At 62.8% G+C, this 17,662-nt stretch carries 18 protein-coding genes; 14 read left to right on the top strand and 4 right to left on the bottom strand.

The window, feature by feature from the left end:
* Position 1: 1 nt before the first annotated feature.
* Positions 2–1,156, bottom strand: a complete 1,155-nt coding sequence (locus IEV58_RS00545) for a 2-methylaconitate cis-trans isomerase PrpF family protein (RefSeq protein ID WP_188407729.1) — start codon at positions 1,154–1,156, stop codon at positions 2–4.
* Positions 1,157–1,481: 325 nt separating this feature from the next.
* Here IEV58_RS00545 and tcuA point away from each other — a divergent pair, with 325 nt between their 5' ends.
* Positions 1,482–3,035, top strand: a complete 1,554-nt coding sequence (gene tcuA, locus IEV58_RS00540; protein WP_229729090.1) for an FAD-dependent tricarballylate dehydrogenase TcuA — start codon at positions 1,482–1,484, stop codon at positions 3,033–3,035.
* Between the two features lie 9 nt (positions 3,036–3,044).
* A complete protein-coding gene (locus IEV58_RS00535) occupies positions 3,045–3,719 on the top strand; it encodes a GntR family transcriptional regulator (RefSeq protein ID WP_188407728.1) in 675 nt (224 codons plus the stop codon).
* A 13-nt stretch (positions 3,720–3,732) separates the two neighbouring features.
* On the opposite strand, the gene IEV58_RS00530 is transcribed toward IEV58_RS00535, so the two are convergent.
* Positions 3,733–4,632: an isocitrate lyase/PEP mutase family protein gene (locus IEV58_RS00530; protein WP_188407727.1), complete on the bottom strand. Its 900-nt coding sequence runs from the start codon at positions 4,630–4,632 to the stop codon at positions 3,733–3,735.
* 187 nt (positions 4,633–4,819) lie between these two features.
* Here IEV58_RS00530 and IEV58_RS00525 point away from each other — a divergent pair, with 187 nt between their 5' ends.
* The 8 genes from IEV58_RS00525 to IEV58_RS00490 all read left to right on the top strand — a co-directional run bounded on the left by IEV58_RS00525 (position 4,820) and on the right by IEV58_RS00490 (position 13,743).
* Positions 4,820–5,878, top strand: a complete 1,059-nt coding sequence (locus IEV58_RS00525) for an ABC transporter substrate-binding protein (RefSeq protein WP_188407726.1) — start codon at positions 4,820–4,822, stop codon at positions 5,876–5,878.
* 74 nt (positions 5,879–5,952) lie between these two features.
* Positions 5,953–7,689: an ABC transporter permease gene (locus tag IEV58_RS00520; RefSeq protein ID WP_188407725.1), complete on the top strand. Its 1,737-nt coding sequence runs from the start codon at positions 5,953–5,955 to the stop codon at positions 7,687–7,689.
* Between the two features lie 16 nt (positions 7,690–7,705).
* On the top strand, positions 7,706–8,788 hold the full coding sequence (locus tag IEV58_RS00515) for an ABC transporter ATP-binding protein (protein WP_188407724.1): 1,083 nt from the start codon (positions 7,706–7,708) through the stop codon (positions 8,786–8,788).
* An 88-nt stretch (positions 8,789–8,876) separates the two neighbouring features.
* Positions 8,877–9,962, top strand: a complete 1,086-nt coding sequence (locus IEV58_RS00510) for an Ldh family oxidoreductase (protein WP_229729089.1) — start codon at positions 8,877–8,879, stop codon at positions 9,960–9,962.
* A gap of 25 nt (positions 9,963–9,987) precedes the next feature.
* Positions 9,988–11,070 carry an isocitrate/isopropylmalate dehydrogenase family protein gene (locus IEV58_RS00505; RefSeq protein ID WP_188407723.1) on the top strand — a complete coding sequence of 361 codons (1,083 nt, stop codon included), beginning with the start codon at positions 9,988–9,990 and terminating at the stop codon, positions 11,068–11,070.
* Between the two features lie 5 nt (positions 11,071–11,075).
* Positions 11,076–11,378, top strand: a complete 303-nt coding sequence (locus tag IEV58_RS00500; RefSeq protein ID WP_188407722.1) for a DUF4387 domain-containing protein — start codon at positions 11,076–11,078, stop codon at positions 11,376–11,378.
* Positions 11,375–12,772 (top strand): acyclic terpene utilization AtuA family protein, encoded by a 1,398-nt coding sequence (locus tag IEV58_RS00495; protein WP_188407721.1) that lies wholly within the window; start codon positions 11,375–11,377, stop codon positions 12,770–12,772. Before IEV58_RS00500 ends, IEV58_RS00495 begins: the two co-directional genes overlap by 4 nt.
* Positions 12,773–12,774: 2 nt before the next feature.
* The gene (locus IEV58_RS00490; protein ID WP_188407720.1) at positions 12,775–13,743 is read left to right on the top strand and encodes a D-2-hydroxyacid dehydrogenase family protein; all 969 of its coding nucleotides are present in this window, start codon (positions 12,775–12,777) and stop codon (positions 13,741–13,743) included.
* Between the two features lie 167 nt (positions 13,744–13,910).
* Here IEV58_RS00490 and IEV58_RS00485 read toward each other — a convergent pair whose 3' ends face one another.
* On the bottom strand, positions 13,911–14,366 hold the full coding sequence (locus tag IEV58_RS00485) for a Ros/MucR family transcriptional regulator (protein ID WP_188407719.1): 456 nt from the start codon (positions 14,364–14,366) through the stop codon (positions 13,911–13,913).
* 548 nt (positions 14,367–14,914) lie between these two features.
* Here IEV58_RS00485 and IEV58_RS00480 point away from each other — a divergent pair.
* Genes IEV58_RS00480 through IEV58_RS00470 form a run of 3 tightly spaced genes read left to right on the top strand, consistent with a single transcriptional unit; the run spans position 14,915 to position 16,375 of the window.
* Positions 14,915–15,505: an RNA polymerase sigma factor gene (locus tag IEV58_RS00480; protein WP_188407718.1), complete on the top strand. Its 591-nt coding sequence runs from the start codon at positions 14,915–14,917 to the stop codon at positions 15,503–15,505.
* 1 nt (position 15,506) lies between these two features.
* Positions 15,507–15,935, top strand: coding sequence for a hypothetical protein (locus IEV58_RS00475; protein WP_229729088.1), 429 nt, complete (start codon positions 15,507–15,509; stop codon positions 15,933–15,935).
* On the top strand, positions 15,932–16,375 hold the full coding sequence (locus IEV58_RS00470; RefSeq protein WP_188407717.1) for a periplasmic heavy metal sensor: 444 nt from the start codon (positions 15,932–15,934) through the stop codon (positions 16,373–16,375). Before IEV58_RS00475 ends, IEV58_RS00470 begins: the two co-directional genes overlap by 4 nt.
* A gap of 1 nt (position 16,376) precedes the next feature.
* On the opposite strand, the gene IEV58_RS00465 is transcribed toward IEV58_RS00470, so the two are convergent.
* Entirely contained in the window at positions 16,377–16,871 is a 495-nt protein-coding gene (locus IEV58_RS00465; protein ID WP_188407716.1) for a YbaK/EbsC family protein, read from the bottom strand.
* Between the two features lie 116 nt (positions 16,872–16,987).
* Between IEV58_RS00465 and IEV58_RS00460 the strand changes: the two genes are divergently transcribed.
* Positions 16,988–17,596, top strand: a complete 609-nt coding sequence (locus IEV58_RS00460) for a hypothetical protein (RefSeq protein WP_188407715.1) — start codon at positions 16,988–16,990, stop codon at positions 17,594–17,596.
* Positions 17,597–17,662: the final 66 nt, after the last annotated feature.

Here is a 17,662-nt window from a genome sequence, read left to right as displayed (position 1 = left end):
ATCAGGACCTCGGCCTGTAGAGCAGGGTGCCTTCAAAAAGGCGGCGGCAGGTGCGGAAGACCGCGCCATGATCGGCGCGCACGCCGCCCGGTTCGCCCGGCGCCTTTTCAACCAGCGCATCGACTGTCGTCACGCCTGACGGTTGGGCAATCCGGATCGGCCCTTCATGGTTCGCCACCAATGCATGCGGTACCGAGCCTTCGATGCGGGTGGCGACGGCCAGGCAGACCGAGGCAGTGACCGGGACGGCCCGGTGGGGCTGACCGTTGGAGATGAGGCGAATGGCGATGCTCATGTCATCGGCCGTGAGTTGGCGGCCGGAGAGTGTCGACATGGCTCTGGGGCTCACCACCATGGCGATGAAGGGAACGACGCGGATCTCCGCGGCGGCCTCGAGAGTGGGTGCAATCCCCATGGCGACCGAGCCTGCGCGGCGGATCTTCTGCAGCTTTTCTAGAAATTCGGGGTCTGCCTCCAGTTGGTCGGGCAGTTCGGTACCGGTCTTCCCGAGATCCTCGGCATTGACGAAGATGCACGGATTGGCGGCATCGACCATGGAGACGGTGAAGGTTCCAAGTCCCTCCACCTTAAGGTCATCCCGAGCGTTCCCGGTGGGCAGCAGCTTTCCGGTCTTGGCGCCGCCCGGATCGGTGAACTCGAGCCGCACCGGCGCCGCCGTGCCCGCGATCCCATCCACGGCAAAATCGCCATCAACGGCGGCATAGTCGCCATCCATGTCGAAGCGCGCCACGATGATCTTGGAGGTGTTGGTGTTGTGAATGCGGACCACCGCCTTGCCGTCGGCCGGCCGCGGCACCAGGCCCTCATCGACCGCGAAGGGACCGATGGCGGTCGACATGTTTCCGCAGTTGCCGCTGTAGTCGACCAGCGCGTCCTTCACCTGCACCTGGGCGAACGTGTAATCGACATCGGCGTCGGGACGGCTGGGCTTGCCGACGATGCAGACCTTGGACAGCGAGGAAACGCCGCCGCCCATGCCGTCGAGCTGGCGACCGTTGGGATCGGGTGATCCCATGGCGGCAAGGAAGATCGGGTCCCAGTCCTTGCGATCTTCGGGAAGGTCCTCGCGGCGGAACATAATGGCCTTGGAGGTTCCACCCCGCATGAAGGATGCGCGAATACGTGCTTGAGGCATGGCTGTTACCTAGTGTTTCTTTGGAAAAGAAAGGAAAGGGCGCGTGCTGATCACGCGATCGTGATGTTGTGCCGGCGAGGCCGTCGTAAGGCTCATCTTTGCCATCTCCCTAGCGCGCGCCCCGTTTTCCAGAGGGCTTCACGTTGGTGCCGCGCTTTGCGCATACGGCTGTATACAAACTCATACAACTGATGTAACGATGTGTCGATAAGGCGGATCGCAACCGAATGCACATCGGCCGATAACGCCCACCAAACGAACCTGGGCGTGCCCCAACGGCTCTGTGCCGAGCGCCTGGAAATGATGATGCGGAGGAGCCTGCAGAATGTCCCCCAGCGAAGCCATGTCTGATCCCAAGTCCGTCGCTGCCAAGGCCCGCGAGGGCGGCTACGACGTTATCGTCGTCGGTGGCGGCAATGCCGCTTTCTGCGCGGCCCTGTCGGCGCGTGAGAGCGGTGCCACGGTCCTCGTGCTCGAGAAAGCCCCGGTCGAGGAAAACGGCGGCAACAGCCGCTTTACCGCTGGCGCCATTCGCTTTGCCTATGAAGGCGTTGACGATCTTCGTGAGATCATGCCCGACCTCACCGAAGATGAAATCGCCATGACCGATTTCGGCAGCTACACCAAGGATCAATTCTACGACGATCTCGGCCGCGTCACGCAGTACCGCTGCGATCCGACGCTGAGCGAAATCCTGATCGAGAGCAGCTTTGAGACCATGAAGTGGATGCGCTCCAAGGGCGTGCGCTTCGCGCCGATCTATGGCCGGCAGGCCTTCAAGGTTGACGGCAAGTTCAAGTTCTGGGGCGGCCTGACCGTGGAATCCTGGGGCGGCGGCCCCGGCCTCGTCGATGCGCTGACCGCTTCGGCCCAGAAGAATGGCATCGATATTCTTTATGAGGCGCAGGCCGTCGAGCTTCTCTACGACGGCATCGACGTGTCCGGCGTCAAGGTCAAGCACGACAACCAGGTCAGCGAGTTCCGTTCCAACGCGGTCATCCTGGCCAGCGGTGGCTTTCAGGCCAATACCGAATGGCGCACGCGCTACCTCGGCCCCAACTGGGATCTGGTGAAGGTGCGCGGTACGCGCTTCAACACCGGTGACGGCATCCGCATGGCGCTCGACATCGGCGCCTCGCCCTATGGCAACTGGTCGGGTTGCCACGCCGTGGGCTGGGAGCGCAACGCGCCGGAGTTCGGCGATCTCGCGGTCGGCGACAACTTCCAGAAGCACTCCTATCCCTTCGCCATCATGGTCAATGCGGACGGCAAGCGCTTCGTCGACGAGGGCGCGGATTTCCGCAACTACACCTATGCGAAATACGGCCGGGTCATTCTCAACCAGCCGGGGCAGTTCGCCTGGCAGATCTTCGACCAGAAGACCAAGCACCTGCAGCGGGACGAATACCGCATCCGGCAGGTCACGAAGGTGACGGCCAACACCATCGAGGAACTGGCGAACAAGATGGAAGGCGTGAATCCGCAAGGCTTCATCGAGACCATCAAGGAGTACAACGCGGCGGTCCGCAAGGACATCCCGTTCAACCCCAACGTCAAGGACGGCCGGACCACCGAAGGCCTTGAGTTCAACAAGACCAACTGGGCGAACACGATCGAAGACGGTCCGTTCGAGGCCTTCCAGGTCACCTGCGGCATCACCTTCACCTTCGGCGGGCTGCGCATTTCCGAAGAAGGTCAGGTCATGGACACCAGCGGCAAGCCCATTCCGGGCCTCTATGCCGCCGGCGAACTTGTAGGTGGCATCTTCTACTTCAACTATCCTGGCGGCTCCGGCTTGATCTCGGGCGCCGTGTTCGGCAGGCTCGCAGGGCGCTCTGCGGGTGCTGTGGCGACACAGTCGTCGCGAGCGGCGCAATGAAGGCTGGGGATGAGTCTCGAGGCACCAACAACCGATCGTGACAGCCATGGTTCGGCAGCAGATTACGCCTATGCGGCCCTCAGGCGGGAAATCGTCGAACGACGATTTACGCCCGGGCGCCGCATGCGCGAGATCGAGTTGTCGGAATGGCTCGGCATCAGCCGAACGCCCACGCGGCAGGCGCTCGCCCGGCTTGAGGTCGAGGGCCTGCTCACGATGGTGCCCCGCAACGGTCTCGTCGTGGCCTCGCTCGATGAGCGTGCCACGACGGAACTCTATGAGATGCGTCTTGCACTCGAAGGGTCGGCGGCGGCCTTCGCCGCCCGTCACGCCAGCGAGCGTGACATCGCCAAGCTCAACGAACTGCTCGAGCTTGAGCAACACCTGCCTGAAGACGCCGATGCGCTCTACCGGCACAATCTGGCGTTTCACCAGGCGCTTTACGCCGCCGGTCACAACCGCTTCCTGGTCAAAAGCCTCGCGGCCCTTCACGATGCCATGTCTCTTCTCGGCCCCACCACTCTTGCCCAGCCGGGGCGACCGGTGGAGGCTCTCGCAGAGCATCGGCTCATCATCGATGCCATCGTACGGCGCGATGCCGATGCGGCCGAACGCGCGGCGCGGGACCACATCCACCATGCGTTCAATGTCCGCAAGCGGATGCCGCCCCTTTCGCCGGTGTGACGCCGCCAGGGGATCAACTCCCCGTGTAGCGCTTCTCCAGGGCGTCGAAGGTGTCCTTGTCGACGACGCGCTGGCGTTCAATGAAGCCGGCCAGCTGGTCTTCGATGCCTTCCAGGGAACCGTTGGTCTTCAGATGGCCAAGCACGTTCTGGATCGCCTTGATAGTGGCCTGCAGCGCAGCGTTCGCATAAAGCGTCAGAGCGAAGCCCATATCTTTCAATTCCGCCTGGGACAGCATCGGCGTTTTTCCGCCAACGACGAGGTTTGCCACCTGGGGTACGGGCAACTGGCCGATGGCGCGGAGCTCTTCCACGTTGATGGGCGCTTCGACGAAGGTGATATCGGCGCCGGCCTCAATGAAGGCGTGAGCACGTTCCATGGCCTTCTCGAAGCCCTCGACGGCGCGGGCGTCGGTGCGGGCGATGAGGAGAAGGTTCTCGTCGTGACGCGCATCGACCACAGCCTTGATCTTGCCAAGCATCTCCGGCAGCGGGATCACGCCCTTGCCATTGAAGTGCCCGCATTTCTTGGGGAAAACCTGGTCTTCCATCTGCAGGGCAGAGGCACCGGATCGCTCCATCAGCCGGACGGTACGATAGGTGTTGATGGCGTTGCCGAAGCCGGTATCGATGTCGACGATCAGCGGCAACGATGTGACGTCGGCGATGCGGGCGGTGGTGTCCGCCAGTTCCGTCACGGTGACAAGGCCGATATCCGGCACGCCAAGGTGGGTGTTTGCAAGACCCGCGCCGGTCAGATAGACCGCATCAAAGCCGAGATCCTCAATAATGCGCGCGCCAAGCGCATTGGCCGTGCCAGGCACGAGCATGTTCTGCCGTGCCTCGACCAACTGGCGCAGGCTGGCGCGCGTGCCGGCGATCGACGCGGGGCTTCCATCGGTTTCAGTTCGCATGATTTGGGCACTCCAGGTTGTTGCGATGGCGGCCCGGCTAGGAGCGCCGATCCACTTTTCCGTGATACGAGCAAGAGAGGTAAAGGTCAACTGTTGACAGTTTAGGGGTACCTAGTAAAAGTCCGAGAAGACCACCTTCCCGCAGGGGGGGTAGAGATGAAATTGGTCCAATAGAGGAAACCTGAAGATGAGCAAGTATACCCGTCGCACGGTGACATCCTGGATTGCGGGCGGCACGATCGCTGCGGCAGCGATGTGCGCCTTCGTGCCGAGCGTGAGCGCCCAGGAGAACTGGGATGAGGTGGTCGCCGCCGCCAAGAAAGAGGGCAAGGTTGTCTTCTACAACAATCTGCAGCCCAACGGCATCGAGCCCCTGCTGCAGAAGTTCCGTGAGGAATACCCCGAAATCCAGACGGAGATGATCCGCTTGGGTTCCAACCCGCTGATCGAGCGTTTCGCAACGGAATTCAACGCGAACCGCCATCTGGCGGATGTGCTCATCACCTTCCCTGACGAGCGTATTTATGAGGGCGTGAAGGCCGGCTGGGCTGCCCAATGGTCACCCCCGGAGGCCAAGAATTTCGCCCCCGAGCTGATCGAGGACAACACGCTCTTCACGCTCCAGCAGGCTCGAGAAGCCCTTATCTGGAACAAGAACCTCGTGCCGGCAGGCGAGGAGCCGAAGGAATGGACCGATCTGTTCGATCCGAAATGGAAGGGCAAGGTCGGCATGAATCCGCCCTGGCGTTCCATCTCGATCCAGCAGATCGTGGCCTACTGGGAAGACAAGCTGAACCTCGGCGACACCGCGCAGAAGTTGAAGGACAATGACGTTCGCTTCTTCGAAGGTTCGGGCGGCATCATTCAGGCCGTCATCCGCGGCGACGTGCAGCTGGCCGAGCTTACGGACCTGCCGCTCAACCCGCTGCTTGAGGACGGCGCGCCGGTCGGCTTCGTCTATCCGGAGAGCGGCACGACCTTGTCGTCCAACAAGGCGTTCGTGGCGGCCAAGGCTCCGCATCCCAACGCGGCGAAAGTCTTCGTCAACTGGCTGATGACCGCGAAGGGGCAGGAATATCTGCAGCAGTATGCCGGCCTGTCGGCGACCCGCAATGATGCTCCTCCGCTGACCCAGCTGCCCGCCACCAAGGATCTGAAGAACGCCGTGGACGGCGAGACGGTCCTGAACCCTGAGCGTCAGGCCAAGATGGTCGACCACTGGCGCACGACGTTTGGCGTGAAGTGAACCTGCGTCTCTGACGCTTTTGGTGGCGCGATCCCTGTCGCGCCACCGCCTCCATATCCTCTCAGGAGCGGACGATGACCGACAACACGATCACCGCCAGCACCGGGCAGCTTGCCGCCGCCCCGGTCCAGGCGCGCACTGCGCCAGACCGCGTGCTCCAGGCTGTTTATTACGCCACCTTCTTGATTATCACCGTGCTTGTGGCGATCCCGATCCTCGCCCTTGTCTACGGCAGCTTCCAGACTGCCGCTCCCGGCGCCGGCGGCACATTCACGCTGGCAAATTATGCCAATCTCACGTCGAGCGGCGTCGTCTCGTCGATGCTGACCACGCTGTGGATCGGCCTTCTGGCGTCGGTGCTTTGCATCATCATCGGCACGACCATCGCGCTGATCGTCCACCGCACGGACTTCAAATACGGCAGGTTGATCACAGCGCTGGTCGGTCTCTCCTTCTATTTCCCGTCGTTCATCCTGGCCATGGCCTGGATCATCATCGGTGCCCCCGGCGGCGTCATCAACGCCGTGCTGCGTGATCTTCTCGGCATCACCGCGGTTCAGTCGGACATCTACACCGCGGGCGGCATCGTCTTCGTCATGGTGCTGCACCAGGTGCCCTTCGTTTATCTCACCATGCGCGGACCGATCCTCGGCATGGACGGCATCTATGAAGAGGCCGCACGCACCGCGGGTGCCAAGCCAATGGCGGTGCTGATGCGGGTGACGCTGCCGCTCCTCGGCTATTCCCTGCTGTCGAGCTTCATCCTCACCTTCATCATCACCATCGAGCAGTTCGCCATTCCCGCGCTGATCGGTATCCCCGGCCATGTGACGATGCTGGCGACGCAGCTCTATCTGCTAGTGCGTTTCACGCCGGCCGATTACGGCCTCGCTGCTGCCATCGGCATTATGCTTTCGGTCATCACTGGCATCGCCATCTGGGCGCAGCGCCGCGTCACCAAGACCGGCCGCCTGACGACGGTGACCGGCAAGGCCGGCCGCGCCACTCCGATCCCACTGGGCAAGTGGAAGTGGGCGGCCTATTTCGTCACCTTCGGCTTCGTGATCCTGGGCCTCCTCCTGCCCATGGTCATACTGATCTACACGTCGCTCCTGAAGTGGTTCACGGCCAACCCGATGAACGGCATGTACACCATGCGCAACTACCAGTTCATCTGGGAGAGTTCGTCTACCCTGACCTCCTTCTGGAACACGCTTATCGTCTCTGGCGTGGGCGCTCTCTTCGGCGTGCTTCTAGGCCTCTTCGCCTCCTACTTCACGCTGCGCCTAAAGCCCACCGGCTACCGTCTGCTCGACTTCGTCGTGACGCTGCCTTTCGGTGTCCCCGGCGTGGTCATGGGTCTTGGTCTTCTGTGGGCCTATGCAAATCTCACCATCGTTCCGCTCTACGGCACGCTGACCGTCATCATCCTGGCTTTCGTCACCCGCTTCCTGCCCTATGCCACCGAGACCATCGGCGGCCAGATGGTGCAGATCGACAAGAGCCTGGAAGAGGCGGCCTGGGTCGGGGGCGCTACGCGGCTGAAGGCGGTTCGCAAGATCCTGCTGCCCATCGTCACGCCGTCGGTGCAAGGCGCCTATTTCCTTCTCTTCATGGCCTTCTTCCGGGAGATCTCCTCGGCCATCCTGCTCTACACCGCCGCCACTTCGGTCGTGTCGATCTCGATCTGGTCGTTCTTCGAACAGGCCAACTGGGGTCTCGCGAGCTCTCTTTCGGTGGTCGCAACCCTCATCATCTTCATCGCCATGTCGCTTATTCTCTGGCTGATGCCAGCAGCGCGTAAAGCCTAATAGGGAGGCAACATCCATGAGCATCAGCGTTCAGAACCTCGTCAAAAAGTACGGTTCGCTCACCGTGGTTCACGGCGTCTCATTCGACGTCGCCAAGGGCGAATTCCTCAGCCTGCTCGGTCCGTCCGGCTGCGGCAAGACAACCTCTCTCCGCTGCATCGCGGGGCTGGAGGAATCCAACGGCGGCGTGATCAAGATCGAGGACCAGATCGTCTCGGCGCCGGAGCAGGGCATCATGACGCCGCCGCACGAGCGGCAGATCGGCATGGTGTTCCAGTCCTATGCCATCTGGCCGCATATGACGGTGGGGCAGAACGTCGGTTTCCCGCTTTCCATCCGCAAGCTGCCGAAGGCTCAGGTGGAAAAGGAAGTGGACGAAGCACTGGAGATCGTCGGGCTGCGCCCGTTGAAGGACCGGCACCCCTCGCAACTCTCCGGCGGGCAGCAGCAGCGCGTGGCGCTGGCGCGCGCCATCGTCGGCAAGCCCAAGGTGCTCTTGTTCGATGAGCCCTTGTCCAATCTCGATGCCAAGCTGCGTGAAAGCACCCGCAGCGAGATCCGCCGCCTGCAGCGTGAACTCGACGTGGCCGCCGTCTATGTGACGCACGACCAGGAAGAAGCCCTTTCCATGTCCGATCGCGTGATCGTCATGAATCAGGGCCACATCATGCAGGAGGGCACGCCGAAGGATCTCTACCGCAAGCCCGCCAATCGCTTCGTCGGCGATTTCGTCGGCCGTGCCAGCTTCATCGATGTGACGCGCAATGGTGAGAGCTGGGCCACCCAGGACGGCACGCCGCTGAAGGTGGCGGGTGCCAAGATGGCGGAGGCGACCGGTGGTCGCCATCAGGCCATGCTGCGTCCGGAGGCCGTCGAACTGGTGGAAGGCGGCGCCACACCGCTTGCCAACGGCGAGGAGATCAACCTCGTTCCGGGCACCATCGGCGAGAGCCATTATCTCGGCGCCTACACCGAATATCTGGTGAAGGCGGCAGGCGCGAGCATCAAGGTGCATTCGCTCGCCGATCTTGCTCCGGGCTCTCCCGTGACGCTGCGCTTCAATCGTCTGGACACGCGTCTTGTGGCGGTGCCGGAATAAGACGCACACGAGGGGCGCCTTCAGGCGCCCCTTTTCACATCATCACCAAGACAGCCTTCAAAGGCTGCACAGGGCAGGACCATAACCCGTGGCAGCAAATGAAACGGTGGCGCGTCCGCGTCATGTCTCTCCTACCGATCTTGAACCCTTCGTCGCTCGTATCTTCGCGGGCAATGGCGTGCCGCAGGCGGATGCTGAGCGGGTGGCTCAGTGCCTCGTCGAGGCCGATCTTCGGGGCGTCTCCTCCCACGGCGTCGGACGTATTCCGATCTATACGGAACGCCTGCGCAAGGGACTGGTCAAAGCCAAGCCCACCATGTCCGTAGAGCGCCCCACCAGTGTGACCGCGCAGGTCAACGGTGACGATGGACTGGGCTTCGTGGTTGCCACCAAGGCCATGTCGGAAGCGATCGATATCGCGCGAGAATGCGGCATCGCCTTCGTGACCGCCTTCAACAGCGCGCATTTCGGAATGGCCGCCAGCTATCTGAAGATGGCGGTGAAGGAGAACATGGCGGCCTTCGTCTTCACAAACGCCTCGCCCGCTATGCCCATCTGGGGCGGGCGCGAGCCGTTTCTGGGAACCAGCCCCTTTGCCTTCGCCGCGCCCGCGGGCAAGAACCATCCCGGCGTCATGCTCGATATGGCGACCTCCGTCGTTGCGCGCGGCAAGATCCGCCGCGCGGCGCAGAAGGGCGAGCCGATCCCGCTCGGCTGGGCGCTGGATGCCGATGGCAAACCCACGACCGACGCCCAGAAGGGCTACGATGGGATCATCCTGCCGCTGGGTGGACCCAAGGGCTCCGGCCTGTCCCTGATGATGGAGGTCATCGGTGGCGTCATGTCAGGCGCGGCCTTCGGCGGCCAGGTCCGCAACCAGTATTTCGATTTCGATGCTCCCCAGAACGTCGGCCATGCCTTCATCGTCATGCAGCCGGGCATCTTCGTCGGGCCGGAGGCCTATGCATCGCGCATGGATGAACTTGTAGAGCGGGCCAAGGCAAACCCGCGCGCGGAGGGCTTCGAAGAGATCCTCATGCCGGGCGAGCCGGAGGCGCGTTCTGAGGCGCAGCGCCGGAGGGAAGGCATTCCTCTCGGTGCGGATGATGTGGCGACGCTTGTGGCGGAGGCGGATCTCGCCAAGGTCGAACGTCCCGCCTTCCTCGCCAATTGACACCATTCCTCATCAGGAGAGCCGCATGGACATCATCATCCTTGAAGGCGACGGCATTGGGCCTGAGATCGTCGCCGCGACCCGCCTCTGCCTGGACGCGCTGAACAAGCGGCACGAGCTCGGCGCCGTCATCCGCGATGAGGACATCGGCTTCAAGAGCCTGAAGGTGCGCGGTACCACCCTGGCCGACGAGGTGGTCGAGGAAGCGCGCAAGGCCGACGGCATCATTCTCGGTCCGGTGTCCACGGCCGATTATCCGCCGCGTGACAAGGGCGGCATCAACCCGTCGGCCGGCCTGCGGCTCGGGCTCGATCTTTACGCCAACATGCGGCCGAGCTATGTGCGTCCCGGCGTGCCCTCGCTGGTGCCCGCCATGGATCTCCTGATCGCCCGCGAAAACACCGAGGGGTTTTACGCCGACCGCAACATGGTCGGCGGCACCTCGAGCGAGTTGATGCCCACGCCGGACGTGGCGCTCGCCATGCGCAAGATCACGCGCCACAACAGCGAGCGCATCGCCCGGGCCGGTTTCCAGGCCGCTATGACACGGCGGAAGAAGGTGACCATCGTCCACAAGGGCAACGTGATGAAGAAGACCGACGGGCTTTTCATCGAAGCTTGCCGGGATGTGGGAAAGGACTTCCCTGAAGTTGCCGTGAACGATGTCATCGTGGATGCCATGACCTCGCATCTGGTGCGGGATGCCAGCCGCTACGACGTCATCGTCACCACCAATATGTTCGGCGACATCCTATCAAACCTCGCCTCCGAGCTTGCCGGCGGCCTCGGCCTTGCTGAATCGCTCAATCATGGCGATCACAACGGCATGGCGCAGGCGTCTCATGGCTCGGCTCCCGATATCGCCGGCCGCAACATCGCCAACCCGACCTCGCTAATCCTGTCGATGGCGATGTTGCTGGATTGGCTCGCCACCCGCCACGGGCGGCAGAACTATCGGGAGGCCGCGGACGAATTGAGGGCGGCGGTGCAGCTGCGGCTGGCCGATCCCGCATCGCGCACACCGGATCTCGGCGGAACCGGCTCGACCGAGAGCTTCGCCCGGGATGTGGTTGAGACCATTCAGAGTGGTAGAGCAAAGGCGGCCTGACCATCATGCAACTTCAGAACATAGCAACCGTCATCCGCAGCAAGAACGCCGGGCCCTGCCTCGTCACCTTCGATCTGATGTTCAAGGACACCGACGATTTCCTGCGCGCCAAGAAGGCCGTATCGCACATCCGTTCGGAGGTGGCCCGGCTCTACGGAAAGTCGGAAAACGAGGTGCGCGTGATTGATTATGCGCCCTCCAACGCCGTGAAGATCACCATCCCCCGTGACATCGTCTCCGGCAATCCCGGCGACACCGATGTCTACGGAGCCCAGCAGCACAGCCTTCTTCTGGAGATTGAGATTTGAGCGCCATCCAACGTCTCATCGAGGACTTCGAGAAGAACGGCCGCCGGCCCCTGCGCGTGCTGGGCGCCTCCGGCCAACTTGGTTACGGTATTCCGACCCCGGCGCTTGAGGAGGGCCTGACCCGCAAACCGGATATGATCGGCTGCGACATGGGGTCCATCGACATAGGCCCCAATTACCTTGGCGCGGGCAAGATGGCGCCGACCCGGGTCGGTGCAAAGCGTGATCTGAGGAAGGTGCTTCGTGCCGCCCGCCAGCTGGACATTCCGCTGATCATCGGCTCGGCCGGTTCGGCCGGTGCAAAGCCGCACCTTGATCAGACCCTTGAGATGATCCGTGAGATCGCGGCTGAGGACGACCTGCACTTCAAGCTCGCCTATGTGCCGAGCGATGTGCCGCGCGAGGTGGTGCGCCGGGAAATCAAGGCGGGCCGCGTGATGCCCATGGACAGCATGCCTGAACTCACCGAGGAGGAGGTGGATGCCTCCTCGCAACTGGTCGGGCAGGTTGGCCTGGAAGCCTTCCGCCGTGCGCTGGAGACCGGAGCCGACGTGGTGGTGACCGGCCGCGCCTGCGATACCGGCATCTTCGCCTCTATCCCCGCGATGCTTGGCTTCCCACTGGGCATTGCGACCCATATGGCCAAGATCGTGGAGTGTGCCTCTCTCTGCTGCACGCCGGGCGGGCGCGACACCATCCTAGCCGAGCTCGACGACGAGGGCTTTAATCTGGAGAGCATGTCGCCGAAGCGGGCCGCGACACCGGCATCGGTCGCCGCGCACAGTCTCTATGAACAGGCGGATCCCTACGACATCCGTGAGCCGGCCGGTCGCTGTGATCTCCGCAACGCTCATTATGAGGCCCTCGACGCGCGGCGCACCCGCGTCACCGGCGCGGTCTGGCAGCCGGCGGACAGGATCACGCTGAAGCTGGAAGGCGCGCGTCTCGTCGGGTATCGGGCATTGCTGCTGTCGGCGACCGCCGACCCGCGCTTCATTGCGAGACATGCGGCGCTTCTGGAAGAAGTGAAGACCGTGGTGCGCGATCTCGTCTGCGAAGATACCGCACAGGATTACGATTTGTTCTTCCGCGTCTACGGTGTTGATGGGGTGCGGCATTGGCCGACGCCGCCGAATCCCATGCCGCGGGAGGCCTTCATCATGGGCGAGTGTCTGGCTCCCACGCCGGAGCGGGCCGAGGAAGTGGTTCGCACCACCAAACAGTACCTTCTCCATCACGGCTTCGAAGGGCGGCTTTCCACGGCCGGCAACCTTGCCTTCCCCTTCACGCCTCCTGAGGTTGTGACCGGCGCGGCCTATCGCTTCAACGTGTTCCACCTCATGCAGGTGGATGACATGGCCGCCATGTTCCCAGTCTTCACGGAGACCTTCTGATCATGCTGAAGGTTGCCGTGCTGGACGATTACCAGCGCGTTGCGCTGGACTATGCCGACTGGTCGCAGCTCGGCAGCGACGTCTCTGTCGATGTCTTCGACCGCAATCTTGCCACGGAAGATGAAGCGGCCGCCGCGCTGGCGGATTATGATGTGCTCTGCCTGATGCGAGAGCGCATGCCGCTGCCGGCGTCGCTGATCGCCAGATTGCCGAAGCTGAAGCTCGTGATCGTGACGGGCGCGCGGGTGCGGACCATCGACATGGATACGGCTGTCGCGCAGGGCATCACGGTCTGCCACACCTTTGCCGGCGAGTCGCAGCACGCAACGCCGGAGATCGCCTGGGGCCTGATCCTGTCGGTGGCGCGCAATATTCCCGGTGAGCACGCGCGGGTGCGGGCGGGCCGCTGGCAGGAAACCATCGGCGTGACGCTCGGAGGCAAGACACTGGGGCTGCTCGGGCTTGGGAAGCTCGGCTCCCGCATGGTGCCGATCGCCAAGGCGTTCGGCATGGAGGTGATCGCCTGGAGCCAGAACCTCACGGCAGAGCGGGCTGCCGAGGCTGGCGCGAGGCTGGTCGAGAAGGATGATCTTTTCCGTCAGGCAGATGTGGTCAGCATTCATCTTGTGCTGGGTGAGCGCTCCCGCGGGCTGGTCGGGGCTCGGGAGATCGGCCTGATGAAGCCGGACGCCATGCTGATCAACACCTCACGCGGTCCGATTGTTGAGGAGGCGCCGCTCATCGATGCGCTGGAGGCCGGCCGAATTCGCGCGGGTCTTGACGTTTACGACCAGGAGCCTCTCCCCGAGAACCACCCTTTGCGCCGGGTGCCGAACGCGGTGACCACTCCTCATCTCGGCTATGTCACCGAGGGGGCCTATCGCGGCTTCTACCGGGATGCGGTGGAAGACATCCTGGCTTGGCGGGCTGGAAAGCCCGTTCGCGTGCTCGCGGCGCCTCAGGCTGCATGAAGAAAGCGACTGTCCGCCAAGGAAGTTTTTGCTCGATGCTGTCGTGCGATGATGACGGCGTGGCGCCGCAAATAAAAAAGCTCAAGCTCCCGTAATCACGGTGGCTTGAGCTTTGGGATTTCTCCTCACCCGTCCCCCGAAGGGCGAGAAGAACACTATTTGATGCCTCAGGCGGTCGCCTTCTTGCGGCCACGCGTGGGCTTGGCGGGAGCTTCCTCCTCACGCTTCTGACCAAGGCCCATCTTGCGGGCAAGGTCGGAGCGGGAGGCAGCATAGTTCGGCGCCACCATCGGATAGTCAGCGGGAAGACCCCACTTCTTGCGGTAATCGTCGGGCGTCATGTTGTATTTCGTCCGAAGGTGACGCTTCAACGATTTGAACTTCTGACCATCTTCAAGGCTGATGATGTAGTCCGGTGTGACCGACTTCTTGACCGGAACAGCCGGCGTCAGACGCTCCTCGACCTTTTCGGGCTCGCCAGTGCTGATGCGCTTCAAAGCAGCATGAACCTGGCCCACCAGTTCCGGGAGTTCCGCGATCGCCACGGTGTTATTGCTCACATAGGCGCTGACGATATCGGCGGCCAGCTCCACGTAGTTGGCGCTGTCATTCTGATCTAGCATTTTTCTCACCTGCATTAAGGGGGACGTAGTTACGAAGGCAGCATCAGCTTTTATATCTGCCGATACTTTTGGAACGCGCTTCTAGTTTCAGATTTGGCACAAGCCAAGTAATGGCGCAAGACCAGAATCGAGCACATGCGCGTTAAAATCGCATTATTTCAACATTTTCCTCGGTCCGTATTTGTCCGCTTTCTGTGATGTGTTTTCCATAACATCATAGAATTACCTGAAAAATCAGCTTCTAAAGTGGTTCCTGCAGCGCGGCTAACATTACGAAAGGTTCACAGACCAATCTTCAGATTTGATTCATCACAAGTCCAGCCAAGGTCCTTGGGCTGTTCTTCCGGCCTCCTTACGACATTGATGGACCGAATCATTTGCCGCGAGCGCGACGGAACGACGACGTTCCCCCGTATCAGTTGGTGCGGGGGGACTTCGACGAAGCGGTTCCATGGAATCCGACCGATCAGAGCATAGGGAAGAGGGTCGCGTGACGAAGCATCAGGCGCTATCACTCGGATTGGCAATCGGAGAGGATTCGATCTTTCATGGTCTCGGCGCCAGACCACAATCGCATCGCAGCGGACGCGGCGCTGATGGCACGTATCGCGGCGGGCGATCAGGCCGCTTTCGGCCGGGTCATGCGAGACGAGACCCCGCGTCTGGTGCGCCTTGCGCTGTCGCTTCTGGGCAGCGCGGCGGAAGCCGAAGAGGTGGCGCAGGATGCCTTCCTGCGGCTGTGGAACGCGGCGCCCGACTGGGAACCGAGGGCGCAGATCGGAACATGGCTGCATCAGGTGAGCTATCGACTGTCCATCGACATCATTCGGCGGCGGCGGCCGACGGTCGATGTCGAAGACATGGAGCAGGTGCTCTCAGACGATGCCGCTTCACCGGAGCGGATCGCGCTGGACAACGAGCGGGACCGGTTGCTGGCGCATGCCATGGACCGATTGCCGCCGCGCCAGCGCACCGCGATCGTTCTGGCGCATCTGCAGGGGTTGAGCCAAGCGGAGGCGTCGGCCGTTCTTGATGTGACGGAAGATGCCTATGAGTCCCTTCTGGCGCGCGCGCGGAGGCGCCTGAAGGAATTGACGATGGATGCCATGGGCGAGAAAAGCCCGGCAAAGGATGGATGATATGAACGGCGATCTCGTCCGTTTCACCGAATTGGTCGATCGGTACGGCCCGGATATCGGCTGCTGGCCCGATGCGATCGAGGCCAATTGGGCACGGCGCACTCTCATGGCCGCCCCCGAGGCACGCGCGGTGCACGAAGAAGCCTTGCGGCTGTCCGACGCCCTGGCAGGTTATGGCGCCGCCCTCGACGTCATGGTGAAGCCTGATGTCTCCTCACGGGTTGCTGCCGCGGTCATGGTGAAGCTGCCGCGGCGTGTCAGCGAATTTGGTTGGTGGATGCCTCGTATCGCCGCCGGGTTCATGCTCGCGGTGATTGCCGGAGGTATGTTCGATTTCTATGTGCAGCAGGGTGCGCAGGCGCAGGACTCCATAGAACTTGCCTCGCTCGATACGCTCGTCTACGGCCCCGGCGAGCTCGAGTTGCCATGAACCCCTTGTCGACCAGCGTGAACCGCAAGCGCCTGTTCTGGGGAATCCTGGCAGCGTCGCTGCTGCTCAATGGCTTCTTCGTCGGCATGGCCGCCGTCGGCTATTTCGACCCGCCGCGGAAGGGCGGGCTACGAGGCGAGGTGGACAGCATCGGCCGCCGTCTGCCGGATGAATATCGGTCGCAATTGCGTCAGGACGTGCGGGCCCTGCTGCCGGAGCTGAGGCCGCTCTGGAGACGCCTGCGTGAGCTGCGCCGGGAAATTGGCGCCGAAGCCGCCAGGCCGCAGCCGGACCGGGCCGCCATAGATACGCGGCTTGAGGAGATCCGAGCCCTGACCAATCAAACGCAGGCTCTGGTGCAAACCCGCATCTTCGATCAGGTCATGGGGTTCCCCCCTGAGGTGCGCGCGGGCCTTGCCCGCGATGAGAACGACCGCTGATTCAGGCGGGCGTATCTTCGGGCGTGACGCGGATCACGGCGGCCGAGGTCGCCTGCCGCAGCGCCTCAGGCGCCACCGAAAACATTGTATTGGGCGTTCCGGCCGCCGCGAAGACCTGGCCATGGCGCAGAAGATCCTCGTCCATGAAGGTGCGGATGGGCGTGGCATGGCCAAGCGGCGGTATGCCGCCGATGGCGTAGCCGGTGAGATCGCGCACGGCGCGCACCTCCATCCGCCCGAGCGGCTCGCCCAGGTGGCCGGCCACCGTCTCCTCATCCACGCGATTGGCGCCCGAGACGAGGATCAGGCAAGGTTTCTTCGTCTGTGCCCCCTGGAACACCAGGGATTTGACGATCTGCGCCACTGAAGCGCCACAGGCCTCCGCTGCTTCCATCGCGGTGCGGGTCGACTGCTCCATGACCATGACATCTGGATCGATGCCGGCCTGACGCGCGGCCTCACTGAAACGAACGGCGGCCGAGGGCAAGGCGGTCATGATGGCTCCTTTTGCGCAAGTCATCGGGGGATGGCGTCGCAAGAGGTGAACATCTGTTCTTGCGCGGCCCGTGCGGATTGATAGTGTTCCAGGATGTTAATGAAAGGTTAACATCTATGGCAACCAGTGCCCGTACCGGGGATGAGGCCGGCAAAGTCAGCCTGCGCGATGCGCTGCGCAAGGCGCGCGCCGAGACTGCCGAACGCAGCGCGGTGATCGTGGATCTCCGGGGAGCGGAAATCGCCCGTCTCGATTTGCTGAAAAGCCGGATCGAACCGCTTCTTGAGGATCTGCCCAAGCAGGTCGAGATGTTCGATCTCGGCATCGTGCGCGGCGATCCGGCCCGGCTCTTCATCGATATGGTCGCCTTTGTCGAACTGGCTCATGACCGCCGCAGCTTCCGCTTCGTTCAGGATACACGCTACGGACGGGTGGTGCTGGCGGACACCGGGGACATGGACGAGGCGGTGGAAGCCGTCACGGACTATATCGGCCGCCGGCTGGTGGAACGTGAGCGCGCGCTGGCAGCCGACACTCTCACCATTTCCTCCGTCGCCGCCAACCAGAACTCGGCGGCTGCCAAGGCCGCGGCGCGGGTGGACCGCTCGGCCAGAGGACTGGGCGCCGCTGTCTTCGCGGCTTTCGCGCTTGGCGCCGTCGCCGGCAGCGCCGGTATCCTCGCCTTCGGCTGGTTCTGGATCAACGGCACCACCTTCATCCCCTGACATCAGCAATAAATCCGTGCGTCTGAAGGCCTGCCGTGGTATCGCGCTGGCCTTCCCATCTCCGCA

The sequence above is a fragment of the Agaricicola taiwanensis genome (assembly GCF_014635245.1).
In the GTDB taxonomy this organism is placed as follows: domain Bacteria; phylum Pseudomonadota; class Alphaproteobacteria; order Rhizobiales; family Methylopilaceae; genus Agaricicola; species Agaricicola taiwanensis.
This window is presented reverse-complemented; position numbering and strand designations above follow the sequence as displayed.